Source organism: Leucobacter chromiireducens subsp. solipictus (assembly GCF_016758195.1).
Lineage (GTDB): Bacteria > Actinomycetota > Actinomycetes > Actinomycetales > Microbacteriaceae > Leucobacter > Leucobacter solipictus.
This window is the reverse complement of sequence record NZ_QYAC01000006.1, coordinates 126,977-152,484: the sequence shown is the minus strand read 5'-3', so window position 1 is coordinate 152,484 and position 25,508 is coordinate 126,977. Positions and strand designations below refer to the sequence as shown.

Annotated in this window: 19 protein-coding genes; 13 read left to right on the top strand and 6 right to left on the bottom strand. The window is 69.5% G+C overall.

What is annotated here, in order from left to right:
• The first annotated feature begins 40 nt into the window (after positions 1–40).
• The 7 genes from D3230_RS12055 to D3230_RS12025 all read left to right on the top strand — a co-directional run bounded on the left by D3230_RS12055 (position 41) and on the right by D3230_RS12025 (position 8,267).
• Positions 41–1,159, top strand: a complete 1,119-nt coding sequence (locus tag D3230_RS12055; RefSeq protein WP_202345291.1) for a zinc-binding dehydrogenase — start codon at positions 41–43, stop codon at positions 1,157–1,159.
• A 28-nt stretch (positions 1,160–1,187) separates the two neighbouring features.
• Complete coding sequence (locus tag D3230_RS12050; protein WP_202345290.1) at positions 1,188–2,153, top strand: aldo/keto reductase; 966 nt, start codon at positions 1,188–1,190, stop codon at positions 2,151–2,153.
• Between the two features lie 2 nt (positions 2,154–2,155).
• Positions 2,156–3,214 (top strand): alpha/beta hydrolase, encoded by a 1,059-nt coding sequence (locus D3230_RS12045; protein WP_337249169.1) that lies wholly within the window; start codon positions 2,156–2,158, stop codon positions 3,212–3,214.
• Positions 3,207–4,223 carry an alpha/beta hydrolase fold domain-containing protein gene (locus tag D3230_RS12040; protein WP_202345289.1) on the top strand — a complete coding sequence of 339 codons (1,017 nt, stop codon included), beginning with the start codon at positions 3,207–3,209 and terminating at the stop codon, positions 4,221–4,223. The genes D3230_RS12045 and D3230_RS12040 overlap by 8 nt, the downstream gene beginning before the upstream one ends.
• Complete coding sequence (locus tag D3230_RS12035; RefSeq protein WP_237467482.1) at positions 4,220–5,455, top strand: multidrug effflux MFS transporter; 1,236 nt, start codon at positions 4,220–4,222, stop codon at positions 5,453–5,455. The genes D3230_RS12040 and D3230_RS12035 overlap by 4 nt, the downstream gene beginning before the upstream one ends.
• Positions 5,456–5,583: 128 nt before the next feature.
• Complete coding sequence (locus tag D3230_RS12030) at positions 5,584–6,996, top strand: aldehyde dehydrogenase family protein (RefSeq protein WP_202345288.1); 1,413 nt, start codon at positions 5,584–5,586, stop codon at positions 6,994–6,996.
• A 134-nt stretch (positions 6,997–7,130) separates the two neighbouring features.
• Positions 7,131–8,267 (top strand): hypothetical protein, encoded by a 1,137-nt coding sequence (locus tag D3230_RS12025; RefSeq protein ID WP_202345287.1) that lies wholly within the window; start codon positions 7,131–7,133, stop codon positions 8,265–8,267.
• A 136-nt stretch (positions 8,268–8,403) separates the two neighbouring features.
• Here D3230_RS12025 and D3230_RS12020 read toward each other — a convergent pair whose 3' ends face one another.
• The 5 genes from D3230_RS12020 to D3230_RS12000 all read right to left on the bottom strand — a co-directional run bounded on the left by D3230_RS12020 (position 8,404) and on the right by D3230_RS12000 (position 15,672).
• Complete coding sequence (locus D3230_RS12020; protein WP_202345286.1) at positions 8,404–10,425, bottom strand: DEAD/DEAH box helicase; 2,022 nt, start codon at positions 10,423–10,425, stop codon at positions 8,404–8,406.
• Positions 10,426–10,469: 44 nt separating this feature from the next.
• Positions 10,470–11,303 (bottom strand): ABC transporter ATP-binding protein, encoded by an 834-nt coding sequence (locus tag D3230_RS12015; protein ID WP_202345285.1) that lies wholly within the window; start codon positions 11,301–11,303, stop codon positions 10,470–10,472.
• Entirely contained in the window at positions 11,300–13,120 is a 1,821-nt protein-coding gene (locus D3230_RS12010) for a dipeptide/oligopeptide/nickel ABC transporter permease/ATP-binding protein (RefSeq protein ID WP_202345284.1), read from the bottom strand. Before D3230_RS12010 ends, D3230_RS12015 begins: the two co-directional genes overlap by 4 nt.
• Positions 13,117–14,058: an ABC transporter permease gene (locus D3230_RS12005; RefSeq protein WP_202345283.1), complete on the bottom strand. Its 942-nt coding sequence runs from the start codon at positions 14,056–14,058 to the stop codon at positions 13,117–13,119. The genes D3230_RS12010 and D3230_RS12005 overlap by 4 nt, the downstream gene beginning before the upstream one ends.
• A 72-nt stretch (positions 14,059–14,130) precedes the next feature.
• Positions 14,131–15,672 (bottom strand): ABC transporter substrate-binding protein, encoded by a 1,542-nt coding sequence (locus D3230_RS12000; RefSeq protein WP_237467481.1) that lies wholly within the window; start codon positions 15,670–15,672, stop codon positions 14,131–14,133.
• Positions 15,673–15,963: 291 nt separating this feature from the next.
• Between D3230_RS12000 and D3230_RS11995 the strand changes: the two genes are divergently transcribed.
• From D3230_RS11995 to hpaD, 6 genes are all read left to right on the top strand, one after another.
• Positions 15,964–16,749: a fumarylacetoacetate hydrolase family protein gene (locus D3230_RS11995; RefSeq protein ID WP_202345282.1), complete on the top strand. Its 786-nt coding sequence runs from the start codon at positions 15,964–15,966 to the stop codon at positions 16,747–16,749.
• Positions 16,734–17,561, top strand: coding sequence for an HpcH/HpaI aldolase family protein (locus D3230_RS11990; RefSeq protein ID WP_202345281.1), 828 nt, complete (start codon positions 16,734–16,736; stop codon positions 17,559–17,561). The genes D3230_RS11995 and D3230_RS11990 overlap by 16 nt, the downstream gene beginning before the upstream one ends.
• 1,069 nt (positions 17,562–18,630) lie before the next feature.
• Positions 18,631–20,133, top strand: a complete 1,503-nt coding sequence (locus D3230_RS11985) for a fumarylacetoacetate hydrolase family protein (protein WP_202345436.1) — start codon at positions 18,631–18,633, stop codon at positions 20,131–20,133.
• Positions 20,134–20,135: 2 nt separating this feature from the next.
• Positions 20,136–20,822, top strand: a complete 687-nt coding sequence (locus tag D3230_RS11980; RefSeq protein WP_202345280.1) for an FCD domain-containing protein — start codon at positions 20,136–20,138, stop codon at positions 20,820–20,822.
• 70 nt (positions 20,823–20,892) lie between these two features.
• Entirely contained in the window at positions 20,893–22,389 is a 1,497-nt protein-coding gene (locus D3230_RS11975) for an aldehyde dehydrogenase (RefSeq protein ID WP_202345279.1), read from the top strand.
• A gap of 151 nt (positions 22,390–22,540) precedes the next feature.
• Positions 22,541–23,683: a 3,4-dihydroxyphenylacetate 2,3-dioxygenase gene (hpaD, locus tag D3230_RS11970; RefSeq protein ID WP_202345278.1), complete on the top strand. Its 1,143-nt coding sequence runs from the start codon at positions 22,541–22,543 to the stop codon at positions 23,681–23,683.
• A 330-nt stretch (positions 23,684–24,013) separates the two neighbouring features.
• Here hpaD and D3230_RS11965 read toward each other — a convergent pair whose 3' ends face one another.
• On the bottom strand, positions 24,014–25,477 hold the full coding sequence (locus D3230_RS11965) for an amino acid permease (protein ID WP_202345277.1): 1,464 nt from the start codon (positions 25,475–25,477) through the stop codon (positions 24,014–24,016).
• Positions 25,478–25,508 lie beyond the last annotated feature (31 nt).

Genomic DNA, 25,508 nt, shown 5'->3' with positions numbered 1-25,508 from the left:
GCAACGAGGCCGCGCCGATCCCACCGGAACGGAGCCTTCAATGACGATCCCCACATCAACGCTCGCCGCGGTCCTCACGGCGCACGGCGCGCCCCTCGAACTGCAGGAACTCCCGCTCCCCGAGCGCATCGAACCCGGAGCGGCGCTGGTCCGCATCACCTGCACCACGCTCTGCGGCACCGACATCGAGATCTGGGCGGGCAAGATGACGTTCCCCGGCATGCTCCCCATGGTGCTGGGCCACGAAATGGTGGGTGAGGTCATCGCCGTGGGCGAGGGCACGACCGACGCGCTCGGCGCACCGCTCGCGATCGGCGACCGCATCGGGTGGTCCGAGTCCGTGTGCGGAGAATGCTTCGGCTGCACCGTGCTACGGCAGCCCGTGGCGTGCAGCAACCGCGGCTACGGGTTCCTGCAGAGCACCCAGGTGCACCCGTTCGCGACCGCGGGGCTTGCCCAAATCGCCTACGTCACCCCCGGCGCGCAAAAGCTTCGCCTGCCCGACGAGGTGAAAGACACCTGGGCCTCCGCGGCGGGGTGCGCGGCGAAGACGGTGCTGCGCGCCTTCGACCGAGCGGGTGGGGTCCGGCCCGGCTCGCGGGTGATCGTCCAGGGCTCGGGGGCGCTCGGGCTGTTCGCGACCGCCGTGGCCAGCATCTCGGGAGCCGCCACCGTGATCACCGCGGGCGCTCCCGCCGCCCGGCTGGAACTCGCGCAGCGTTTCGGCGCCACGTACACGATTGACATTGCGGGCGGCTCCGAGGCGACCATCGCGCGCGCCCACGAACTCACCGACGGCCAGGGCGCGGACCTGATCCTCGACTTCGCGGGGGCCCCGAGCATCGGCCCCGAGGCGGTCGGCATGGCCGCCCAGCGCGGCACCATCGCGATCGTCGGATCCACCGGCCCCGTCGGCGACCCGTTCCCCCTCTCCGCGATCATGGGCAAGGAACTCACCGTCGTGGGATCGCTCAACGGGGACGTCGCCGACTATTACCGCTCGATCGAGTTCTTCCGCAGCTTCGCCGACCGCTTCCCCTGGGACGAGCTGTTCTCAGCCCCCTGCGGCCTCGAGGAGGCGTCCGCGCGGATCGCGAACATGCACGAGCTCGGCGAGGTGAAGGCCGTCATCGATCCGCGCCTCACCGCACGCCCCTAAGCCACATCCCTCCAGCGAACGGAACGCAATGACGCACTCACCTGTCCCCCAGCGCCGGATCGGCCAGAGCGAGCTCACCTCCTCGGTGTTCGCGCTCGGATCCTGGCACATCTACGACCGCATGCACTTCGAGGACTCCGTCGCGATGGTGCGCACCGCCATCGACCGCGGGATCACGCTCTTCGACGTGGGCGTGTACGCCGCCCCCGGCAGCCCGCCCGCATTCACCGACGTGCTGTTCTCGGCGATCATTCGCGCCGCGGGCGTCGCACGCGACGAGTACCTGCTCTCCGAAAAACTCTGGCTCGAGGGCTGGGACGATGACACCGGGTTCCGCAGCCAGCTCGACGGCGCGCTGTTCCGCGTCGGTGCCGAGCACGCCGACCTGGTGGTGCTCGGCGATCTCCGTCGCGATGACGTTGCCCTCCGCGACATCGTCGTGAACCTTGGGGAGCTCACGCGCGACGGGCTCATCCGTGCCTGGGGCGTGAACAACTGGTCGGCGTCCCACGTGCAAGAGCTCATCGACATCGCCACGGCGGAGCGGCTCCCCGGCCCCGCGATGGCGCAGCTGAAGTACAGCGTGTCTCGCCGTTCCATCCCCGACGGCGCGCCGTTCGCGAAGCTCTGGGAGCAGGGGCTCTCGATGCAGGCCTCCGACGTAATGGAGGGCGGCTACCTCGCGGGCAAGGTCGCGACGGATCGCGAGGTGGGGCGGGATCCCGGCGGGATCCGCCAGCGCATCATCGACGATGTGCCAGAGTTTGTGGCGCTCGCGGAAGAGCTGGGGGCGACCCCCGCGCAGCTCGCGATCGCGTTCACGCTGACCCACCCGGCGACCGCGAACACGCTCTTTGGCGCGTCGAGCGTCGCCCAGCTCGAGGCGAACCTCGGGAGCCTGGAGCTGCTGGATCGTGTCGGTGCGGACGAGCTTCGCGCCCGGGTCGAGCCGTTCTGTGCCGATCGCGGCCTCGTGGATCCGGAGGGCCCGTAACCGTGACCGAGTCGACTCCCACCAGTGCCCCCGCGCCCGTCGCACTGGGGCACCCCGCGCTCACCCCGGTGCCCTTCGACCCCGAGCTCGTCCCGATGCTCGATGCCCTCGCGGCGAGCGCCCAGCCGCCCCTGACCGAGGAGACGCTCGCGGCGATGCGCGGTGGCGGCGGTCCCGCGTTCCCGGGCGGTGCCGCGGTTGCGGCGGAGCTCGGTGTCAGTGCCGAGGAACTTCGGATCCCCGGGCCCGCGGGTGCCCCTGAACTGGAGATCACGGTGTTCCGCCCGGCCGGTTCGAGTGCCGGATCCGACGCTGGATCCGGCACCACGCTCCCGGTGCTCGTGAACTTCCACGGCGGCGGCATGATCGTCGGCCACCGCAGCTGGGAGCACGCCCGCGTCGCGGAACTCGTTGCCCGGCACGGCGTCATCGGCGTGAACGTCGAGTACCGGCTCGCCCCCGAGGATCCGTTTCCCGCCGGCGCCGAGGACACCTACGCGGCGACCTGCTGGGTGGCGGATCACGCGGCCGAGCTCGGCGCGGATCCGGCGCGGCTCGTCGTGATGGGCGGGAGCGCGGGCGGCGGTTTCGCCGCGGCCGTGGCGCTCATGGCGCGGGATCGTGGCGGCCCGCGCATCGCCGGACAGCTCCTGCTGTGCCCCATGCTCGACAACACCAATGCCACGGTGTCGAGTCGGCAGTACGACGGCATCGGCACGTGGCAGCGGGACGCGAACCTGCTCGCCTGGCGCTGCGTGCTCGGGCCGGAACTGGCCTCCTCGGCGGACGCTCCCGCATACGCGGCACCCGCACGGGCGGCCGATCTCTCGGGGCTCCCGCCAGCCTTCATCGAGGTGGGGGCCGCCGAGATGTTCCGCGACGAGGACACCGAATACGCCCGGCGGATCTGGGCGACGGGCGGGCAGGCCGAACTGCACGTGTGGGCGGGCGGCTGCCACGGCTTCGATATGTACGCGCCGGAGGCCGAGATCACGCGGGCCGCGCTCGCAAGCCGCGACTCGTGGCTTCGCCGGATCCTGGGCGGAGGCGATCGTGGCTGACGCGCCCGCGAATCTCCCGGTCCCGGTGCCCTACGATCCGGAGCTGCTCCCCGGGCTCGCGTTCTTCCGCGAGCTCGTCGAGCCGATCCCCCTCACGGCGGACACGATCGCGGCGAATCGGGCGCACCTCGCGTCCATCACCCAGGACATGGCCACGCAGACCGCGGGCCGCGCCGTGACCTGGGAGGACCGGGTCATCCCGGGCCCGCCCGGGGCACCCGACATCGCCGTCACGATCATCCGCCCCGCGGCGCCGGATCCTGCCGCGCCGAATCCCACCGCCCCGCGTCCCGCCCCCGCCGTCCTCGGGATCCACGGCGGCGGCTACGTGCTCGGCACCCGCTTCTTCGGCACCGGGGAACTGATCGAGCTCGCGGAGCGGCACGGCACCGTCGGCGTGGCCGTCGAGTACCGGCTCGCGCCGGAGCACCCGGCCCCCGCCGCCGCGGAGGACTGCTATGCGGCTCTCGTGTGGCTCGCGGCGCACGCCGCGGAGCTCGGCGTCGATCCGGCGCGGATGGTGGTCTCCGGAGCGTCCGCCGGGGGCGGGCTCGCCGCAGCGGTCGCGCTGCTGGCGCGGGATCGCGGCGGGCCGGCGCTCGCGGGCCAGCTCCTGAACACCCCGATGATCGACGACCGCAACACCACCGTCTCCTCGTGGCAGTACGTGGGCGTGGGTGCCTGGGATCGCGGCAACAACGACGTCGGCTGGGACGCGGCCCTCGGCGAGGATCGCGGCACCGATCGCGTCGACGCGGTGCGCGCCCCGGCCCGCGCCACGGATCTCGCGGGGCTCGCCCCGGCCTTCCTCGAGGTCGGGGCCGCCGAGGTGTTCCGGGACGAAACGATCGCGTATGCGAGCCGCATCTGGGCGGCGGGCGGCCAGGCAGAGCTCCACGTCTGGTCGGGGGCGTACCACGGGTTCAGCGGCTTCTCCCCCGACGCGATCGTCTCGCACGCGGCGAACGCGGCCCGCGACAGCTGGTGGCGCCGGATCCTCGCGCAATGAGCGCGGCACGATCCCCATCGGGCGCGACCCCGCGCCCGATGGGGCTGCTCCGCATCACCCTCGTGCTCGGCGCGCTCGAGGCGTTCGGCCCCCTCTCGATGGATCTGTACCTGCCGCAACTGCCGCAGCTTGCGCGCACGCTCGACACCACCGACGCACTCGCGCAGGCCACAATGTCGGTGTGCATGATCGGGCTCGGGCTCGGCCAGCTCATCGCGGGGCCGCTCTCGGATCACTTCGGGCGGAAACGCCCGCTCGTCGCCGGGGTGATCCTGTTCGCCCTGCTCTCCGCGGCCTGCGCGTTCGCGCCGTCCATCGAGGTGCTGCTCGCGGCGCGCTTCCTGCAGGGCCTCGCCGGATCCGCGGGCGTCGTGATCAGCATGGCCGTCGCGCGGGATCTGTTCCACGGCGTGGAGCTGTCGCGGATGCTGTCGCTCCTCGCGCTCGTCACCTCGCTCACGCCGATCATTGCCCCCGTGATCGGCGGGCAGCTCGCGCGCATCATGGACTGGCGCGGCATCTTCCTGGTGCTCGCCGGCGTGGGGACGGTACTCGTGTTCGTGGCGCAGTTCGGGCTCCGGGAGACTCTCGGCGAGGGGCGCCACTCCGGCAGCCTGCTCGGCACGACCGTGCGGCACACTCGGGAGATCCTGCGGGATCCGCTGTTTGTGGCGCTCATGATCGCGGCGTGCCTCGGCGGGGCCGCGTTCTTCTCGTACCTGTCGATGTCGAGCTTCGTGATGCAGGATCAGTACGGGCTCACCCCGCAGCTGTTCAGCATCGTGTTCGCGATCAACGCGCTCTCCCAGCTCGCGGGCGCGCAGGTCAGCCGAGTGTTCGTGGCGCGCGTCGGCACCGCGCGGATGTACCTCGTCGGGCAGCTCGCCGGGGCAAGCGCCGCGCTCGTGTTGCTCGCGGCGACCCTCGCCGGGGCACCCGCAGTCGTGGTGATCGTGCTGCTCGCGATGTTCCTGGGGGCGAACGGGCTCGGCGGGCCCAACGGCACGACGCTCGCGCTCGGGCACCACGGCGGTCGGGCCGGCACCGCCTCGGCGTTGCTCGGCATGGCGATGTTCACAGCGGGCGCGGTGGCGGCACCCCTCGTCTCCGCGCTCGCCGGGACCTCCGCCGTGACGATGGTCGCGAGTATCGCCGCGGGATCCGGCGCTGCCGCCCTCGTCGCGTTGCTCGCCGTGCGGCGCTGGGTGCCGCGGGGCGGCGCTCGGGCGTAAGCTCCTCGCAGTGCGGGGCGGTGATCGAGTGATCGCGCAAACACAACCGGGCTGCCGCGCGAGACAAGCGCGGCGCTCGGCCCGCCCCGTACCCTGGGAAGACTGTCCGGACTCGGAGTGGAGGATCCATGAACACCTACGAAAGCCTGCTTGCAGCCGTTGTCGCCACAGGCGGTGAGACGCGCGAGGTGTTCGACCCCGCCACGGGCGAGCTGATCGGCCGCGCACCCATGGCGGACGTCCCCGCGCTGGAGGCCGCGATCGACACCGCCGAGGCCGCGCAACCCGCATGGGCCGCGCTCCCCGACGCCGAGCGCAGCGCGCTGCTCCACAAGGCCGCCGACGCCATCGAAGCCTCGTCCGAGGCGCTCGCCGAGCTCCTGTCGCGCGAACAGGGCAAGCCCCTGAACGGCCCGAACGCTCGCTTCGAGGTCGGGGCCTGCGTCGCTTGGACGCGCACCCCCGCGGACACGCCGCTCCCCGTCGAGGTTATCGTCGACGACGAGTCCGGATACGCCGAGATGCACTATCGCCCCCTCGGCGTGGTCGGCGCGATCTCGCCGTGGAACTGGCCCATGATGATCTCGATCTGGCAGATCGCCCCCGCCCTGCGCATGGGCAACACCGTGGTCATCAAGCCCGCCGAGAACACCACCCTCTCCGTGCTCGCGCTCGTCGCGGTGATGAATCAGGTGCTGCCCGCCGGCGTCCTGAACATCGTCCCGGGCAAGGGCAGCACGGTCGGCGATGCGCTGACCCGCAGCCCGAAGATCAAGAAGATCATGTTCACGGGTTCCACCCCGGTCGGCAAGAAGATCATCGAGGCCTCGGCCCCGAACGTGACCCGCCTGACCCTCGAACTCGGCGGCAACGACGCCGGGATCGTCCTGCCCGACGCGGATCCCGCGAAGATCGCCGAGGACCTGTTCTGGGGCGCGTTCATCAACACGGGTCAGACCTGCGCGGCGCTCAAGCGGCTCTACGTGCACGATTCGATCTACGACGCCGTCGTCGACGAGCTGGCCAAGGTCGCGGCGAACGTGCCGATGGGCGTGGGCCTTGAGGAGCAGAATGTGCTCGGCCCGCTGCAGAACAAGTCGCAGTTCGACATCGTGGATCGCCTGGTCGAGTCCGCGAAGGCGTCCGGCGCGCGCGTCGTGGTCGGCGGCAACCCGGACCGCGACGCCGTCGGCTACTTCTACCCGGCCACGCTGATCGCCGACATCGACCCCCACCAGGAGCTCGTCATGGAGGAGCAGTTCGGGCCGGCGCTGCCGATCATCCGCTACTCGGAGCTCGACGAGGCCGTGCGTCTCGCCAACGAGCTCGAGGTGGGCCTCGGCTCCTCGGTGTGGTCGAGCGACCGCGCGAAGGCACTCGAGGTCGCCGCACGCCTGCAGGCCGGCACGACGTGGATCAACTCGCACGGCGCGCTGCACCCGATGATCCCGTTCGGCGGGGCGAAGCAGTCCGGCTACGGCCGCGAGTTCGGCGTCGAGGGCCTCAAGGCCGTCGCCGAGCCGCACGTCATCAGCGGCTAAGCGCGCCGCCGCCGCCGCGGCACCACGCGGGCCCGGTGCCCACCCGTTTCAACAGGGTGGGCACCGGGCCCGCAGTGTCCACAGATGTTCACTCGCGCCCCCACGGAGCCGCTCCGGCGTGCAGACTCGAAGACATGATCCAGAATTCATTTCTTGCACGCGCCGACGCGCTCCTGCGCTCTCGGGATGAATTGCTTCGCGGTGGCACCTCGCCGCGCCAGATCACCGACCAGCTCGGCACCGGCTCGCTCGTACGGCTCCGGCGCGGCTGGTACGCCGACCGCGCCGCGCTGGAAGCGGTCCCACCCGAGGTGCAACACCTCGCCTCGATGCTGACGGCGCAGCGGACGTCGCGGACGAAGACTGTCTTCGGGCATCGCTCCGCGGCGACCGCACATGGATTGCCGGTGTGGTCCCCCTGGCTGCACCGTGTCGGGCATCCCGAGCTGCAGAATGCACGGCCTCCAGCACCCGGAAGTCGCGCAGTGCCCACGCCTGGACTCCCCAAGACTTCGCCTTCTGAGCTACAGGTCACTGACCACCTCGTGCCGCTCGGGTTCCGTGCATCTCGCAGTCCCTATGCGCGATATCGACAGGCCGAGCTGCCCCCTGATGATGTCACCGAAGTTGCGGGCTTTTCGGTGACGTCGCCGGAGCGCACACTCTTCGACCTTGCGCGGGACGAGCCTTTTCCCGTTGCCCTTGCCTGTGCAGATCAGTACCTTCGACACACTCTGCGCGCGGGGCCACACGTCGATATAGCGCGCTGGTGGGACTGGCAAGCTCTGTTCGCGAAACGCCTCGACCGGGCACCTCGGGTCCCCGGCATTACCTTTGCGCGGGCGTTGCTCGCCCTTGCCGATCCGCGGAGCGATTCCCCACTCGAAAGCGTGAGTCGACTTCGGCTCGTCCAGCTCGGCATCGACGTGGAGCCGCAGTTTGCGGTGCGTTCTGAGCGCGGTGGTACCTACTACACCGATTTCTGGTTTACGGACTCGCCCTTCTTTGGAGAGTGCGATGGGAAAGCAAAATACACAGACTCCAGCCTCCACGGCGGTCGACGTGCTGACGAGATCGTGTACCGGGAAAAACGGCGCGAAGACTGGATCGTGGGTTCAACTCGACGGCGATGTGTGCGCTGGGGTGCCGCGGACGTGATGACGACCGAGGCGTTTGCACGAAGACTCCGCACATTCGGCGTGCCCGTCCCTGGGACGCCCTCGCACCGGCTCCGCCCAGAAACCGCGGCGGTACTGCGGCGGCTGCGCTAACCCGTCGCGCCCATCCCCACTCGCCGGTATGACCCCATTTGAACGAAACGACCCTCATGGTGCAGGAAATACTGCGTCATGAGGGTCGTCTCGTCGCTACGTGGTCATGTTGCCACTGCGGAGCGCGCCGGGCGGGTTACCAGCGGGGCTTGCGCTTGCCGTCGGCGCGGTTGTCGCCCTGGTCGCGGCCGTAGCCGCGGTCGCCGCGGTCGTTGCGGTCGCCGCCGTAGCCGCGGTCGTTGCCGTAGCCGCCGCGTCCACCGCGATCGCCGCCACGATCGTAGCCACCGCGGCCGCCCCGGTCGCCGCCGCGCGAGCCGCGGTCTTCCCAGCCCTTGCCGCGCGGGGCGGGGCCGCGGTCCTCGGCCAGCTCGATGAGCTTGCCGCTGATCCGGGTATCCGCGAGCTTCTCGAGCGTGCTCGCGGGGAGGGACGCGGGGAGCTCAACCAGCGAGAAGTCGTCGCGCACCTGGATGCGGCCGAAGTCGTCGCGGGTCAGCCCGCCCTCGTTCGCGATCGCCCCGATGATCTGGCCGGGGTTGATCTTCTGCCGGTGGCCGACCTCGATGCGGTACATCTTGAGGTCCGAGCGCCGCTCGCGCGGGCCGCGGTCCTCGCGAGCCGGGCGCTCGCGCCCGCCGCTCACGCCCTCCTCGAGGAAGCGAGCGGCCTGCTTGCGATCGCGCTCGAACTTGCGGTCGTCGGCGTCGGTGAGCAGCAGCGGCGTTTCGCCCTGCGCGACGACGGCGAGGGCGGCGGCCACGTCGGTCTCCGGCACGTCGTGGTGGCGCACGTAGTGGGCGATGATGTCGCGGAAGCGGTCGATGCGCGCGGTCTCGCCGAGCGCGGTCGTGATCGCGTCGTCGAAGCGGGACAGGCGCGTCGCGTTGACCTCTTCGACGCCGGGCAGCGGCATCTGCGTGAGGGGCTGCTTCGTGGCCTTCTCGATCGCGCCGAGCAGGCGGCGCTCGCGCGGCGTGACGAAGCTGATCGCGTCGCCCGTGCGGCCGGCGCGGCCGGTGCGGCCGATGCGGTGCACGTAGGACTCGGTGTCGATCGGCAGATCGTAGTTCACGACGTGGCTGATGCGCTCCACGTCGAGGCCACGCGCCGCGACGTCGGTCGCCACGAGGATGTCGAGGGTGCCGTCCTTCAGCGACTGCACGGTGCGCTCGCGCTGGTTCTGCGGGATGTCGCCGTTGATGGCGGCTGCCGAGTAGCCGCGGGCGCGCAGCTTCTCAGCCACCTGCTCCGAGTCGCCACGCGTACGCGTGAACACGATCAGCCCGTCGAAGTCTTCGACCTCGAGCACGCGGGTGAGGGCGTCGAGCTTCTGCGTGTAGGACACGACGATGTAGCGCTGCGTGATGTTCGAGCTCGTCTGCGTCTTCCCGGCGATCTTGATCTCCTCGGGATCGCGCAGGTACTGCTTCGAGATGCGACGGATCTGCGACGGCATGGTCGCGGAGAACAGGGCGACCTGCTTCTCCTCCGGGGTGTCGGCGAGGATCGTCTCGACGTCCTCGGCGAAGCCCATCTTGAGCATCTCATCGGCCTCGTCGAGCACGAGGTACTTGATCTGGCTCAGGTCGAGCGAGCCGCGCTTCATGTGGTCCATGATGCGGCCGGGGGTGCCGACCACGATGTCCACGCCGCGGCGCAGCGCGGAGAGCTGCTGGCCGTACGCCTGACCGCCGTAGACGGGCAGCAGGTGCACCTCGGGCAGGTGCGCTGCGTAGCTTTCGAACGCTTCGCACACCTGGAGCGCCAGCTCACGGGTGGGAGCGAGCACGATAGCCTGCGGCGCACCCGATCCGGGCTGGATGCGAGACAGGATCGGCAGCGCGAATGCGGCGGTCTTGCCGGTGCCGGTCTGGGCCAGGCCGACCACGTCGCGCCCCTCGAGGAGGGTCGGGATCGTGGCCGCCTGGATCGCGGAGGGGGTTTCATAGCCCAGGCCGGTCACGGCGCGGAGGACTTCGGCGGGCAGGCCAAGATCGGCAAAGCTGGCGCGCTCACCCTGGGTGTCGGTGGGAGCAGCGGTGTCACCGGTCACCGCGGCCGGGGTTTCGGCAACGTCAGTGGTCTCGGTGTCACCGACCACAGCGGCCGGAGTTTCGGCAGCGCCTGTGGGTTCGGTGTTCTCAGAAGAGGTCATCATACTATTCTACCCCGGTCCGAGCCATCCCACGACCCACGGTGTTAGCTGGCCGGCGGTTCGCGCATGTCGAGCCAGGCCCGGCGCCGTTCCGCCTGCCGGGCCGGATCCGCCACGGGCGAGGCCGCGAGCAGCCGCTGGCTATACGGGTGCTCGGGTGCGCGGGTGATTTCCTCGCTCTCGCCCACCTCCACGAGGTTGCCGCGGTACATCACGGCAACGCGGTGGCAGATGCTCCGCACCACCCCCAGGTCGTGCGACACGAACAGGTACGACACGCCCGTGTCGCGTTGCAGCTCGATCAAGAGTTCGAGCACCGTCGCCTGGGTGGTGAGGTCGAGGGCGCTCACCGGTTCGTCACAGATGATGAGGCGCGGCTTGCGCACGAGCGCCCGGGCGATGGCGATGCGCTGCCGCTGGCCGCCCGAGAACTCGCTCGGATAGCGGTCGAGGACGTTCGCCGGCAGACTCACCCGGTCGAGCATCTCCCCCACCGCACGCCGCGCGTCGCTCGTGCCGATCCCCGCGGTCGACAGCGGTTCCGTGAGGATCTCCCCGATGGTGAGCATCGGGTTCAGCGAGCCGTAGGGGTCCTGGAACACCACCTGGATGTCGGCGGCGAGCGCGCGGCGTTCCCGCCGTTTCAGGTGGGTAATGTCCTGCCCGTCGAAGGTGATCGTGCCGCTCGTGACGGGGACGAGGCCGAGGATCGCCTTCCCGAGCGTGGATTTGCCGGATCCGGACTCGCCGACGAGCCCGACGCACTCGCCGGCGCCGACCTCCAGTGAGACCTCGTGGAGCACGCGATTCGGGTGCCGGCGGGAGCCGTATTCGACGACCACGTTCTCGGCGGTCAGCAGGGGGCGGAGCTCGGTCATCGGGTTCCTTCCGAGACGGACGGGGCGGTCTCAGCTGCCGCGTCGAGTTGCGTGCGGCTCTGCGCGCCGTCGAGGGACGCGGCGATGAGCTCGCGGGTGTAGGGGTGCTCGGCGTCCCGGAAGATCCGGTCCACGTCGTCGATCTCCACGATTGAGCCCGAGCGCATCACCACGACGCGGTCGCAGATGTCCGCGACGACGCCGAAGTTGTGGGTCACGATGACGAGCGCCATCTGGTACTCCTGCTGGAGTTCGCGCAGCAGTTCGAGGACCTCGGCCTGCACGGTCACGTCGAGCGCCGTGGTCGGCTCATCCGCGACGAGCACCGACGGTTTCCCGGAGATCGCTCCCGCGATGAGCACGCGCTGGGCCATGCCGCCGGAGAGTTCGTGCGGGTAGGCGCGCATGACGCGTTCGGGGTCGACGATGCCGACGCGGGCGAGCATGGCGAGGGCGCGATCCCGCGCGTCGGCCCGGCTCATCCCGTGCACGGCGCGAAGTGGTTCGGTCAGCTGGAAGCCGATCGTGAACGAGGGGTCGAGGTTGGTCATCGGCTCCTGCGGGATATAGCCGATCTCGTGCCCGAGCAGCTGGGCGCGGTCGCGGCGGGACAGCGTGGTCACGTCCTCGCCCCCGATCCAGATCGCGTCGGCGGTGTAGTAGCCGGACTTCGGCAGCAGGTCGAGCATCGAGAACACGGTCTGGGATTTTCCGGATCCGGACTCCCCCACGATCCCGAGCACCTCGCCCGGCGAGACATCAAGGGTGATGCCGTGCACCACTTCCACCTCGCCGTCCGGCGTTTCATACGTGACGCGCAGATTCTCCAGGCGCACGGCCGAGTCCACGGCGGCCACGGAGATGGTGCCCGTGGTGGTGGTCGTCGCCCCGGCGGGCAGTTTCGCCGCGTTCTCGGCCGCGATCCGCTTGCGCTCTCGGCGCGAGAGGGTGGGCTGCTTGACGCGGATCACGTCGGCCAGCGTGGAGCCGAGCACCGCGAGGGCCGCGATCGTGATGCCGAGCGCGATCGAGGGCCACAGCAGCAGGAGCGGGTCGGTCCGCATCACCTTGAAGCCCTCGTTCATCGCGGCGCCCCAGCCCGGGGTGGTGCCGCCGCCGATGCCGAGGAACTGCAGCCCGGCTTGCATGCCCATCGCGATGCCCGCGGTGAGGGCGGACTGGATCACGATCGGGGCGGTGACCTGCGTGATCACGTGCCGCGACATGATGCGGGCATCGGAGAGACCCGAGACGCGGGCGGCGTCGACGTAGGCTTCGCCGCGCACGGAGAGGACGGTGGATCGGGTGAGCCGGAAGTAGCCGGGTGCCATGAACACGCCGACCGTGATCATCAGGATGTTGAAGTTGTTCCCGGTGTTGGCTCCCACGATGAGCAGGATCACCATGCCGGGGATCGACTGGAGGCCGTCGCTGATCCACGCGGAGATCCGGTCGATCGTGCCGCCGTAATAGCCGGCGGCGAGGCCGGAGGGCACGCCGATGATGAGCGCCGTGCAGATCGCGACCAGCGCACCCCAGAGCGTGGTCTGGGTGCCCCAGATCAGCCGGCTTGCCACGTCGCGGCCGGTGGTGTCTCCGCCGAGCCAGTGTGCGGCGCTCGGGAGCGCGCGCGTCTGCGACAGGTCCACGAGGTTCGGGTCGTAGGGCGCGATCCAGGGCGCGAACACCCCGACCAGCACGACCAGGGCGAGGACGCCGAGGGAGATCACCCCGGCCGGGCGGCGCAGGAGGCGCGCAAATAGGGAGCCACGGCGACCGCCGCGCGTATCGAGCGATTCGGTGAGCGGGGCGGTCATTTCACACGCGCTTTCGGGTTGATCCAGCCGAGCAGGATGTCGAGCAGGAAGTTGACGATGACGACGAACACGACGGTGATGACCGTGATGCCGAGCAGCATGGGGATGTCGCCGTTTTGTGAGGACGACTGCGTGAGCGGCCCGATGCCGGGCAGCGCGAAGATCTGTTCCACGATGATCGCTCCGGACAGCAAGCCGACGAACATCAGCGCGAGCACGGTCAGGGAGGCGGGCGCGGCGTTGCGCAGGAGGTGCATCACCACGCGCCAGGCCGGGAGCCCGCGGCTGCGCAGCGTTCGCACGTAGTCCTGGCCGTCGGCCTGGATGATGGCGTTCCGGAGCTGCTCCGCGATCATCACGATCGCGCCGAGTGCGAGGGCGATCGCGGGCAGGGTGATCGACTGGATCCAGCCGCCCACCGATTGTTCGGGCTGCACGTACCCCACCGCGGGGAAGAGGCGCAGATTCACGGCGAACACCATGACGAGGACCAGCGCGACCCAGAACCCGGGGAGGGCAAACAGAATCACGGATGCGGCCTTCACGATCCGGTCGATCCAGCTGTTTGGGCGGAGCCCGGCGAGGGTGCCGAAGATGGCCCCCAGCACCGCGGAGAGCAGGATCGCGGTGGTCACGACCGACAGGGTCACGGGGAGCTTCACCGCGAGCTGCGCGCCGACCGGCTGGAAGTTTTTCCAGGAGACACCGAAGTCGCCGCGCAGGAGGTTCGCGACCCACTCGCCGAACTGAACGAGGACGGGCCGGTCGGTCCCGATCTTCTCGGCGAGCACGGTCTGCGCCTCGGGTGTTGCGGCGCTGCCGAGCAGGCCCAGGGTGGGGTCCGGAATCGCGGCGTGCGCGAGGAAGAACGTGCCGGTCGCGACGGCGACGAGCAGGATCACCCCGGAAATGAGCCGTTTCAGGGTAAAGGTAAGCATGGGGTCTCCGTGGAGTGAGTCAGGAGGGGTGGCGACACCGCGGGGCCGGATGATCCGGCCCCGCGGTGGCGACTAGCCCTGGAGGGAGATCTGCCGCAGCGTCGGGAACATCATGCCGGTGACGGGGGTCACGGTGAATTCTGCGGCCGACACGTAGGAGTTCGTGGACTGGGCCCAGACCGAGTAGAAGGCCTGCTCGGTGACCAGCTCGTTGAGCTTTTCCACCTCGGCGAGCTGAGCGTCGCCGGGCGCGGCGGTGAGGACCTTGTCCACCTGCGCCTGCACCTCGGGGAACGCCTCGAGGCCGGGCGTGGGGTTGTACCACTGCGGCTTCGAGATCTGCCGTTCCACGGTCGCGATCGGGTTCGAGTCCATCGCGATCACGCCGACAAACATCGGGTAGTCCGGGGCGACCGACATGTACTGCATGAAGTCGGTCTCCTTCCAGGTGAGGCCGATCCCCAGCTCGCCGAAGGTCTGCTCGATGATGGCCTGCCACGGCTGGAACGGGGGTGCCATCGGCATCGTCACGTCGAAGCCGTCGGCGTAGCCGGCCTCGGCGAGGAGGGCCTTCGCGGCGGCGAGATCCGGCTTCGACTTCTCGGTCAGCGCGGGCACGTAGCCCGGGGTCCCCACGGGGAACACCTGGTTCGTCGCCTCGCCCACGCCCTGCGCGATCGTCTCGACCATCTCGGGGCCGTTGAAGGCGAGGTTCAGGGCCTGGCGCACCTTGAGGTCGCCGATCGGCTTGCCCATCTCGGTCGCGCCGGCGCGGTCGCTGAACTGGAGGCCCACCCAGGTGGAGAGGCCCGAGGCGACGTTCCAGCCGCGCTCCTCTGCCAGGTCGGTGGCGGTCTTGTCGCCGTAGATGATGTTGAACTGGCCGCTCTCCATGCCGTTGAGCATTGCGGTCGCGTCAGAGAGGGGGCTCACCGTGAGGGGGTCGAACGGGAATTCATCGGCGGCCCAGTGCTCGGGGACCTTGTCGAAGTGGTACTCGGCACCGGTAATCGAGGAGTCGTTCAGCGTGTACGGGCCGGAGCCGACCGGCTGCTCGGCGAGCGTTCCCGCGTCGATCGCGGCGGGCGACATCATGTAGCTGCGTCCCAGCGCCATGAAGTACAGGATCGTGTCGTCGCGCTCGGTGAGGTGGATCGCGATGGTGTCCTCGTCGATCGCTTCGAAGCTCTCGACCTTCGGATATGCCTCCTGGGAGCGTGCGCCCTGCTTCAGGTAGTCCAGGCTCGCGACGGCCGCGTCGGCGTTGAAGGGCTCGCCATCGGAGAACACCGCGTCGGTGCGGAGGTTCATGGTGATCGTGGTGAAGTCGTCCGAGACCTCCCAGTCGGTCGCGAGCGCCGGCTGCGGCGTGCCGTCCTCATCGATGGCGAGCAGGGGGTCGTAGATCGCGGACAGGTACGGGCCGTCGAAACCGACGTCGGCGAGGGACGGATCCCAGGAGGTGACGTCGAGGAAGTTGCCGATGCTCAAGGGTTTCGCGGCCCCGGTGGCTTCGTCGCCACCACCAGCCGATTCGCCGCCACCGGAACACGCGGTCAGTGCCAGGGCCGCGGCGGCCAGCGCCGCGACACCCGTGAGGGTTTTCTTCATCATGTCTGCTTCTCTCGGTCTTTGGACATGTGTGATGGGGTGAGGCTCCGTTGCTGTTCCACCGCACGTCCGGCCGAAGATCCGGGCTCCGGGAGTGTGATGGACGTCACGTCGGTGTGCCGTCGGTTTTCATTCTACGAACGTTGACTAAAAAAGCAAACTATCGTCTACGTCCCGAGAATAACAATTTCGCCCGGGCCGCCACAGCCCCGGATCTGCGCGATTCCCCGGCCCCGGACTGGCAGGTCTCGGGGCGGATCATATACGATCTGAATCACGACCAAAGGAGGCCCCGTGCTCGACCAGACACAGATTGACGCCATCGCCGATGAACTCGTGCAGGCGGACATTGACCGCGCGATTCTGCCGAAGCTCACCGCACGCTACCCGGACATGGTGATCGAAGATTCCTACGCGATCCAAAAGGTGTGGTCGGATCGTCGGATCGCACAGGGAGCGAAGCTCGTGGGCCACAAGATCGGCCTCACCTCGAAGGTGATGCAGCTCGCCACCGGCATCTCCGAACCCGATTACGGCGTGATCCACGATGACATGGTCTTCGAGTCCGGATCCGTCCTCGAGTTCGACCGCTACTCCAACGTGCGCATCGAGGTGGAGCTCGCGTTCGTGCTCGACAAGCCCCTCGCGGGCCCGGGCGTGACCATCTTCGACGTCCTCGACGCCACGGCCTACGTCGTTCCGGCGCTCGAGGTCCTCAACTCCCACCTCGAGCTCGAGGGCCGCACGATCGTCGACACCATCAGCGACAACGCCGCGATGGGCGCCATGGTCATCGGCGGCCGCCCGGTCAAGGTCGACGAGGTGGATCTCAGCTGGGTCCCCGCACTGCTGTACCGGAACCAGACGATCGAGGACTCCGGCGTGGCCGGCGCGATCCTGGGCCACCCGGCGATGGGCGTCGCCTGGCTCGCGAACAAGCTCGCCCAGCACGGGCAGAGCCTCGAGGCCGGGGAGATCATTCTCGCCGGATCGTTCACGAAGCCCATGTGGGTGGAGCGCGGCGACACGATCCACGCCGACTACAACGAGCTGGGTTCGGTGACATGCCGATTCGTGTAGAGCTCCCCGCGACCCTGCGCGAACGCCTCGCCGCGAGCGAGCGCCCCCTGATCGGCCTCTGGGCGTGCGCGGGGAGCCCCGTCACCGCGGAGATCGTCGCTGGCAGCGGCTGCGACTGGGTCCTCCTCGACGCCGAGCACTCCCCCAACGGGCTCGAGTCCGTGCTGGCACAGCTCTACGCCATGTCGGCGTATCCGGTTGCCCCGCTCGTGCGCCCCCCGTTCGGCGACACGGTCACCATCAAGCAGTTCCTGGACCTCGGGGCACAGAATCTCCTGATCCCGATGGTGGACTCCGCCGAGCAAGCCGAGCAGATCGTGCGCGCGGTGCGCTACCCGGACGGCACCGCCGGCGGCGGCGTCCGCGGCGTGGGCTCGGCCCTTGCGCGCTCGGCACGCTGGAACCGGGTCGAGGGCTACCTCGGCCGCGCCAACGAGACGATCAGCCTGACCGTGCAGATCGAGTCCGCGGCCGCCGTCGCCGACGTGGAGCGGATTGTCGCGGTTGACGGGGTGGATGCGATCTTCGTCGGGCCGTCAGACCTCGCCGCCTCGATGGGCCTGCTGGGCCAGCAGGGACACCCGGACGTGGTCGCGGGCGTACTGCGCGCCATCGCGGCCGGCGTTGCGGCGGGGAAACCCGTCGGCGTCAACGCGTTTGTGCCGGCCGACGCCGAGCGCTACATCGCCGCCGGTGCGTCGTTTGTCGCGGTCGGCGCGGACGTCGCGATCCTCGCCCGCCAGACGGAGGCGCTCGTGGAGCGCTTCGTCGGGGCGGTCGATTCGGCTGACGGCCCGCGCGCGAGCTACTAAGACGCGCCTGTGCGATGGTGCGGGGTGGCGCGGTGCGGGGTGGAGGTGGGGTCACGTTGATGTCCCGTCGTAGCCTCGGTCCGTCGGCCCGTTCGTGGGCGCGCGGGTGCGGGAACCCGTGGCCTCCCCCGCCCCGCGTCACCCAAACCGCAGGAGATTCACCGAAATCGAGGAGATTCACTCCCGGAAACCGAACATCGGCGCAGGATCTCCGAGGTTTTGGTAAGCGCGGGTGGGCGGTCGCGCGGGTGCGGGCGGTTGCGCAGGTGCGGGCGGCTGCGTGGGCGTCGGTGGCTGAGGCTCCGGCTGGGCATCGATGCTCCCGGGCGACTGCACGGGCAGTGGCACTCGCACCGGTCGACACAATCAGCCTCGGCATCGGTGCGGGATCGCGCGGCACACGCGGACCCGCGTCACCCAAACCACAGGAGATTCACGAAAATCGAGGATATGTGCTGCCCGAAACCGGACATGGGCGCAGGATCTCCGAGGTTTTGGTGAGGGCGGGTGGGCGGTTGCGCAGGTGCGGGCGGCTGCGCGGGTGCGTGCGACTGCGCGGGCGTGGGTGGCTGAAGCGCCGGGTGGGCCTCGGTGCTGCCCGGCAACTGCACGGGCACTGGCATTCGCAGAGGTCGACGCAATCAGCCTCGGCATCGATGCGGGATCGCGCGGCTCACCCCGGTCCCACATCACCCAAACCACAGGAGATTCACGAAGATCGAGGAGATGTGCCGCCCGAAACCGGGCATGGGTGCAGGATCTCCGAGGTTTTGGTGAGCGCGGGTGGGCGGTCGCGCGGGTGCGGGTGGCCGAGGCGCCGGGTGACTGGGCAACCGGATGGCTGTGCGGGCGGGGCTCGCGGGAAGCAGGCCCCCGAACCCGCGACAGAACTGGCCCAGCACCCGCGACAGACCTGACCCAGCACCCGCGACAGACTTGGCCCAGCACCCGCGACAGACGCACCCCAGCACTCGCGGCAGGCCTGCCCCAGCCGCGGGATCCGGGTCCGCTTCCCAAATCCCCGCGGATCGTATACGATAAGAAATACAACGAGATGAGCGAGGTTGCCATGACGTACGGAATCGACACCCCCGGCAAGATCATTGCCGTTCACCTGAACTATCCGTCGAGGATCGCGCAGCGCGGCCGCACGCCCGCGTTCCCGTCCTACTTCTTCAAGCCGGCGTCTTCGCTCGCCCCCACCGGCGGCACCATTGAACGCCCCGCCGGCACCGAGCTCCTCGCATTCGAGGGCGAGATCGCCCTCGTGATCGGCAAGACCGCACGCTGGGTCTCCCCCGAAGCCGGCTGGGACTACGTCTCCCAGGTCACCGCCGCGAATGACTTCGGCCTCTACGACCTGCGCGCCGCCGACAAGGGCTCGAACGTGCGCAACAAGGGCGGCGACGGCTTCACCCCCATCGGCCCCGCCGCGATCCCGACCGAGGGCATCGGTCAGGACGCGTGGCGCGTACGCACCTGGGTCAACGGCTCGCTCGTCCAGGACGACACCAGCGACACGCTGAAGTTCCCCTTCGGCCAGCTCGTCGCCGACCTCTCGCAGCACATGACCCTCGAGCCGGGCGACGTGATCCTCACCGGCACGCCCGCCGGATCCTCCGTGGTCCTCCCGGGCGATGTGGTCGAGGTCGAGGTCGACGCCCCGGGTGCCCCCGGCGCCCCGACGACCGGGCGGCTCGTGACCACCGTCACCCAGGGCACCACGGCCTTCGGCGACTTCGGCAACACCCCGAAGACCGACGACCTGCAGCGCATCGAAGCCTGGGGCAGCGAGGAGGAGCACGCCGCCGCCGTGGCCGCGGGCCGCGCCACGCCGCTCGACGGCGATGCGGCCGCCAGCGGCCCGCTCACCGACGAGATCCGCGAGCTGCTCGACGGCGTCGCCGTCGCGACGGTCTCCGCGGCACTGCGCAAGCGCGGCTACGTCGACATCTTCATCGACGGGGTGCACCCGAACCACGAGGGTGACCGGATCCTCGGCACGGCCAAGACCCTGCGCTTCATCCCGTTCCGCCCCGATTTGTTCACGGCGCACGCCGGCGGTTTCAACGCCCAGAAGCGCGCCTTCGACACGGTGAACCCGGGCGAGGTGCTCGTCGTCGAGGCGCGCGGCATCCCCTCGACCGGCACGGTCGGCGACGTGCTCGCGCTCCGCGCCCAGGTGCGCGGCGCGGCGGGGGTCGTCACCGACGGCGGCGTGCGCGACTTCGCGGCCGTCCAGGAGTTCGACATCCCCGTGTTCTCACAGGGCGCGCACCCGAGCGTGCTCGGCCGCCGCCACGTGCCGTGGGAGACCGACGTGACGATCGCCTGCGGCGGTGCCGCGGTGCAGCCCGGCGACGTCATCATGGGCGACCGCGACGGCGTGATCGTGATCCCCCCGTTCCTGCTCGCCGAGGTCGCTGCTGAGGCCGCGGAGCAGGAGCTCGCGGACGCCTGGGTTGCGGACCGCGTCGCCGAGGGCCACGCCGTCGACGGCCTGTTCCCGATGAACGCCGAGTGGCGCGCCAAGTACGAGGCGTCGCGCGGCACGGCCGGAACGCAGGCGTAATCGTGTCCGCCGAGTCGAAGTCTGAACGCGCGTATCGCCTGATCCGCGAGCGGATCGACAGCGGCCAGTACGTGCCGGGCTACCGGCTCGTCCTCGCCCCGATTGCGGCGGAGCTCGACATGTCAGTGGTGCCGGTGCGCGAGGCGATTCGCCGGCTCGAGGCCGAACAGCTCGTCACGTTCGAGCGCAACGTCGGCGCACAGGTCGCCCTCGTCAAGGAGACCGAGTACCTGCACACGATGCAGACGCTCGCCCTCGTCGAGGGATCCGCCACCGGGCTCGCTGCGCCGTTCATCACGGCCGACCAGGTCGCCCGTGCCCGCGCCGTCAACCAGACGATGCGGGAGTCGCTCAGCGCCTTTGATCCGCAGCGCTTCACGGAGCTCAACCTCGAGTTTCACAGCGTGCTGTTCGAGACCTGCCCGAACCCCCACATCCTCGACCTGGTGCACCGCGGCTGGAACCGCATGAAGGTGCTGCGCAACTCGTCGTTCAGCTTCGTCCCCGGCCGCGCCAGCGAATCGGTGGACGAACACGAGCGGCTCCTCCAGCTCATCGAGCAGGGCGCGTCCGCCCTCGAGATCGAGCTGGCCGCCCGCGCGCACCGCACCGCCACGCTCGACGCGGTCATCGACCACCAGCACGCGCAGCCCGGGGCCGCGCACCCGAGCGCGGCCCCGGCCGCCTGATCCGGCGCCCCCGGCCCGGATCCTCCCCAACCATCCGAATCCCGCAGTATCACCTCAGAAAGCAGAGATCATGACCCACCAGAAGCCCGAAGGCCTGCCCGAGAAGATTCAGCTCTTCATCGACGGCGAGTTCGTCGACGCCATCAGTGGTGCAGAGTTCGACGTGATCGAGCCCGTCACCAACGAGGTCTACATCACGGCCGCGTCCGCCCAGAAGGAAGACGTCGATCTCGCCGTCGCCGCAGCGAAGCGCGCCTTCGATGAGGGCCCCTGGCCGACGATGCTCCCCCGCGAGCGCTCGCGGATCCTCCACAAGGTCGCCGACATCGTCGAGTCCCGCGACGAGCAGCTCGCGCTCATCGAGAGCTGGGACTCCGGCCTGCCCATCACCCAGGCCAAGGGCCAGGCGCGTCGCGCGGCCGAGAACTTCCGCTTCTTCGCCGACCTGATCGTCGCCGAGCACGACAACGTCACCAAGGTGCCGGGCCGCCAGATCAACTACGTGAACCGCAAGCCCAAGGGCGTTGCGGGCCTGATCACGCCCTGGAACGTGCCGTTCATGCAGGAGTCCTGGAAGCTGGCCCCGGCCATCGCGACCGGCAACACCGTCGTGCTGAAGCCCGCGAGCTACACGCCGCTGTCGGCGGCCCTGTGGCCCGAGATCTTCCGCGAGGCCGGCGTGCCCGAGGGCGTGTTCAACCTGATCCTCGGCTCGGGCAGCGTCGCCGGCGACGCGCTCGTCAAGCACCCCGACGTGCCCCTGATCTCCTTCACCGGCGACAGCTCCACCGGCGCGATGATCTCCACGAACGCGGCCCCCTTCCTCAAGGGCCTGTCGCTCGAGCTCGGCGGCAAGAGCCCCTCGGTGGTCTTCGCCGACGCTGACCTCGAAGAGGCGCTCGACGCCACCGTGTTCAGCGTGTTCAGCCTGAACGGCGAGCGCTGCACCGCGGGCAGCCGCGTGCTCGTCGAGCGCTCGATCTACGACGACTTCGTGGCCCGCTACGCGGAGCGTGCGAAGAACATCGTCGTCGGCCTGCCCTCCGATCCGGGCACCGAGGTCGGCGCGCTCGTGCACCCGAGCCACTTCGAGAAGGTCATGAGCTACGTCGAGATCGGCAAGAGCGAGGGCCGCCTCGTCGCCGGCGGCGGTCGCCCCGAGGGCTTCCCCGAGGGCAACTACGTCGCTCCGACCGTGTTCGCGGACGTCGCCCCCGACGCGCGCATCTTCCAGGAGGAGATCTTCGGCCCGGTCGTCGCGATCACCCCCTTCGACACCGACGAAGAAGCACTCGAGCTCGCGAACAACACGAAGTACGGCCTCGCCGCCTACGTGTGGACCTCGAACCTGAAGCGCGCCCACAACTTCGCGCACGGCATCGAATCGGGCATGGTGTGGCTCAACTCGAACAACGTGCGCGACCTGCGCACCCCGTTCGGTGGCGTCAAGGCCTCAGGCCTCGGCCGCGAGGGCGGCTACCGCTCGGTCGACTTCTACACGACCGCGCAGTCGATCCAGATCACCCTCAACGAGGCGCATTCGCCGCGCTTCGGCGCCGGCAAGTAACCGGCCCGGGATCCGGCACCGGCGGCGCACCGTTCGCGGCCGGTGCCGGATCCCCACCGCCAGCCCGCTGGCCACGATTTTCGCAAGACCCTTTCCCCCGACCGCGCTCCGTCGCGCGGATCCATCCGAAGATTGATTGAAGGACAACGATATGTCTGAACTCGCAGGTCGTGAAAAGACCTCATCCGGCTTCTACGTCACCAAGGAAGCCCCCATCAACGCCGCGAACCCGATCCCGACCCCGTCGGCACCGGCACCGGACATCCTGCGCTGCGCGTACATGGAGCTCGTGGTCACCGACCTTGCGGCCTCGCGTGCGTTCTACGTGGACGTGCTCGGCCTGACCGTGACCGAGGAGGACGACACCACGATCTACCTCCGCTCGCTCGAGGAGTTCATCCACCACAACCTGGTGCTCCGCAAGGGCCCCGTCGCCGCGGTCGCCGCGTTCTCGTACCGCGTGCGCACCCCCGAGGACCTCGACAAGGCCGTCGCGTTCTACACGGAGCTGGGCTGCCGCGTTGAGCGTCGCGCCGAGGGCTTCACCAAGGGCATCGGCGATTCGGTGCGCGTCGAGGATCCGCTGGGCTTCCCCTACGAGTTCTTCTACGACGTCGAGCACGTCGAGCGGCTCGCTTGGCGCTACGACCTCTACACGCCGGGCGCGCTCGTGCGTCTCGACCACTTCAACCAGGTCACCCCCGACGTGCCCCGCGCCGTGCGCCACTACCAGGATCTCGGCTTCCGCGTCACGGAGGATATCCAGGACGAGGAGGGCACCGTCTACGCGGCGTGGCTGCGCCGCAAGCCGACCGTGCACGACACGGCAGCCACGGGCGGCGACGGCCCCCGCATGCACCACGTCGCGTTCTCCACGCACGAGAAGCACAACATCCTCGCGATCTGCGACAAGCTCGGCGCGCTGCGCATGTCGGACCGGATCGAGCGCGGCCCCGGCCGCCACGGCGTCTCGAACGCGTTCTACCTCTACATCCTGGACCCGGACGGCCACCGCGTCGAGATCTACACCCAGGATTACTACACCGGCGACCCGGACAACCCGGTCGTCACCTGGGACGTGCACGACAACCAGCGCCGCGACTGGTGGGGCAACCCGGTTGTGCCGTCCTGGTACACGGAGGCGTCGCTCGTGCTCGATCTCGACGGCAACCCGCAGCCCGTGATCGCGCGCACCGACGCGTCGGAGATGGCCGTGACCATCGGCGCCGACGGCTTCTCGTACACGCGTGACGAGGACGGCGAGAAGGGCTTCAAGCTCGGCAACACGCTGTAAGGCGGGATCACCCGTGAGGGGGTCGGGGCGCGAGCGCCCCGACCCCCTCACTGCGTTGCGTGCGCGGCGTGGCGTGGCGTGGCTCCCCGGCTCGCCCAAATCGAGCCAAATTATCTACGGCGATGGAAATTTGGCAGAAAATGGGTCGTTTGGGCGAAATTGGCTCGGTAAGGACGGCCAGCCAAGCAGCTCGGCGACAGCCAGACAGCCAGGCGACAGCCAGACAGCGAGACAGCCGGACGGCGGCCAGGCCGGAATCGCCCGGGGCCCGGAACCGGCCGGGGCCCGGAATCGCCCGGGGACCGGAATCGGCCGGGTGCCACGCCAGGACTAGCTCGGGAGCTCCGTGAAGTCCTCCAGATCGCGCACCAGGCTCGCGTAGGTATCCGGGCGTCGGGCTCGCAAGTACCAGGCATACGCGAGCCCGCCCACGATCGCGGCGACCAGCACCCCCGGCAGGGCAAGCACATACCCGGCGTCGGATCCGGCCACGAGGTCGAAGTTCGCGAGCGCCATGATGCTGAACGTGAGCAGCGCGAGGAAGCCGAGCCCGGGCGCGATGCAGGTGCGCCACCACCGCGGATCGCGCCTGCGCCGGAAATACACGACCACCGCGAGGGCCGCGATCGCCTGCACGATCATCACGGAGAGCGTGCCGATTCCGAGTCCCACGGGCACGAGCGTGAAGATCGGCGGCAGATCCGTGTCGACGGCAAACGCGAAGATCGCCGCAACGATCAGCCCGAAGACATAGTTCACGAACAATCCGCGCTGCGGCGCGCCGTGCGCATTGGTGCGGGCCAGCCACCGCGGGAGCACGTGCGCGCGGCCGAGCGCGTACAGGTAGCGCGCCGCCGAATTGTGGAACGCGAGCTGCGCGGCGAAGAGGCTGATCACCAGGAGAATCACGGCCACGATTCCCATGAAGGGTCCGAGGTAGTCGCCGATCAGCGCGAGGGTCAGGTCGCCGTCTTCCTCGTGTGCGAGGCCCGCGGCCTGCGCGTCCCGCACGCCGAGCGCGCTGACGATCGCCCAGGCGGCGAAGGCGTGCAGCAGCCCGATCACGATGATCGCCACATAGGTCGCGCGGGGCACCGTGCGGCGCGGATCCCGCGCCTCCTCGCCGAAGAGCGCGGTCGCTTCGAAGCCGATGAAGGCGGTCGCCACGAGCAACAGTCCGATCCAGACCGACCCGCCGACCAGGATCTCCGGGCTGAACGCGAGCGTGAACGCCTCGACGCTAAAGCCCGTCTGGACGAGCACCGAGACCGCGAACGCGAGGAGGAGCAGGATCTCCAGCACGAGCGCGACCCCGAGCACCACGGCACTCAGGTGAATGCCGGATCGGGCGAGCAGGAACACGATCGTGAACAGCACGAATCCGCACAGGAACCAGTTCACCTCGAAGCCGAAGATCATGGGGAAGGCGACCGCGCCGGTGAAGAACCCGATCGTGCCGAGTGCGCCCGCGACGAACACGTTGTAGCCGATCGTCGCGATGATGCCGGTGATGAGGCCCGCCGCACGGCCCAGCCCTTTGACGACGATCGCGTAGAAACCGCCAGCGTTCGTGAGTTCTTTCGTCATCTGCGCGTAGCCGACGGCGAAGAGGAGCAGTGCGAGCGCGACAATGATGACCGCGACCGGAACGCCGCCGCCGTTGCCGTGGGAGATCGCGAGCGGGAGCACGACGATGCCCACGGTCACGGGTGCCACCGCGGCCAGCACGAGGAACACGATCGAAGCGACGCCGAGCTGGTTTTTCGCAAGGCCGCCTGGGGAAGGATCAGTCACGAGGAACTCCTTTGTCCGGTGGGTCCGGGCG

Excerpts from the sequence above, each read along its gene's own strand:
- D3230_RS12055 (WP_202345291.1), top strand. The coding sequence starts at position 41 with ATGACGATCCCCACATCAACGCTCGCCGCGGTCCTCACGGCGCACGGC.
- D3230_RS12050 (WP_202345290.1), top strand. The coding sequence starts at position 1,188 with ATGACGCACTCACCTGTCCCCCAGCGCCGGATCGGCCAGAGCGAGCTC.
- D3230_RS12035 (WP_237467482.1), top strand. The coding sequence starts at position 4,220 with ATGAGCGCGGCACGATCCCCATCGGGCGCGACCCCGCGCCCGATGGGG.
- D3230_RS12030 (WP_202345288.1), top strand. The coding sequence starts at position 5,584 with ATGAACACCTACGAAAGCCTGCTTGCAGCCGTTGTCGCCACAGGCGGT.
- D3230_RS12025 (WP_202345287.1), top strand. The coding sequence starts at position 7,131 with ATGATCCAGAATTCATTTCTTGCACGCGCCGACGCGCTCCTGCGCTCT.
- D3230_RS12020 (WP_202345286.1), bottom strand. The coding sequence starts at position 10,425 with ATGACCTCTTCTGAGAACACCGAACCCACAGGCGCTGCCGAAACTCCG.
- D3230_RS12015 (WP_202345285.1), bottom strand. The coding sequence starts at position 11,303 with ATGACCGAGCTCCGCCCCCTGCTGACCGCCGAGAACGTGGTCGTCGAA.
- D3230_RS12010 (WP_202345284.1), bottom strand. The coding sequence starts at position 13,120 with ATGACCGCCCCGCTCACCGAATCGCTCGATACGCGCGGCGGTCGCCGT.
- D3230_RS12005 (WP_202345283.1), bottom strand. The coding sequence starts at position 14,058 with ATGCTTACCTTTACCCTGAAACGGCTCATTTCCGGGGTGATCCTGCTC.
- D3230_RS12000 (WP_237467481.1), bottom strand. The coding sequence starts at position 15,672 with ATGATGAAGAAAACCCTCACGGGTGTCGCGGCGCTGGCCGCCGCGGCC.
- D3230_RS11990 (WP_202345281.1), top strand. The coding sequence starts at position 16,734 with ATGCCGATTCGTGTAGAGCTCCCCGCGACCCTGCGCGAACGCCTCGCC.
- D3230_RS11985 (WP_202345436.1), top strand. The coding sequence starts at position 18,631 with ATGACGTACGGAATCGACACCCCCGGCAAGATCATTGCCGTTCACCTG.
- D3230_RS11975 (WP_202345279.1), top strand. The coding sequence starts at position 20,893 with ATGACCCACCAGAAGCCCGAAGGCCTGCCCGAGAAGATTCAGCTCTTC.
- hpaD (WP_202345278.1), top strand. The coding sequence starts at position 22,541 with ATGTCTGAACTCGCAGGTCGTGAAAAGACCTCATCCGGCTTCTACGTC.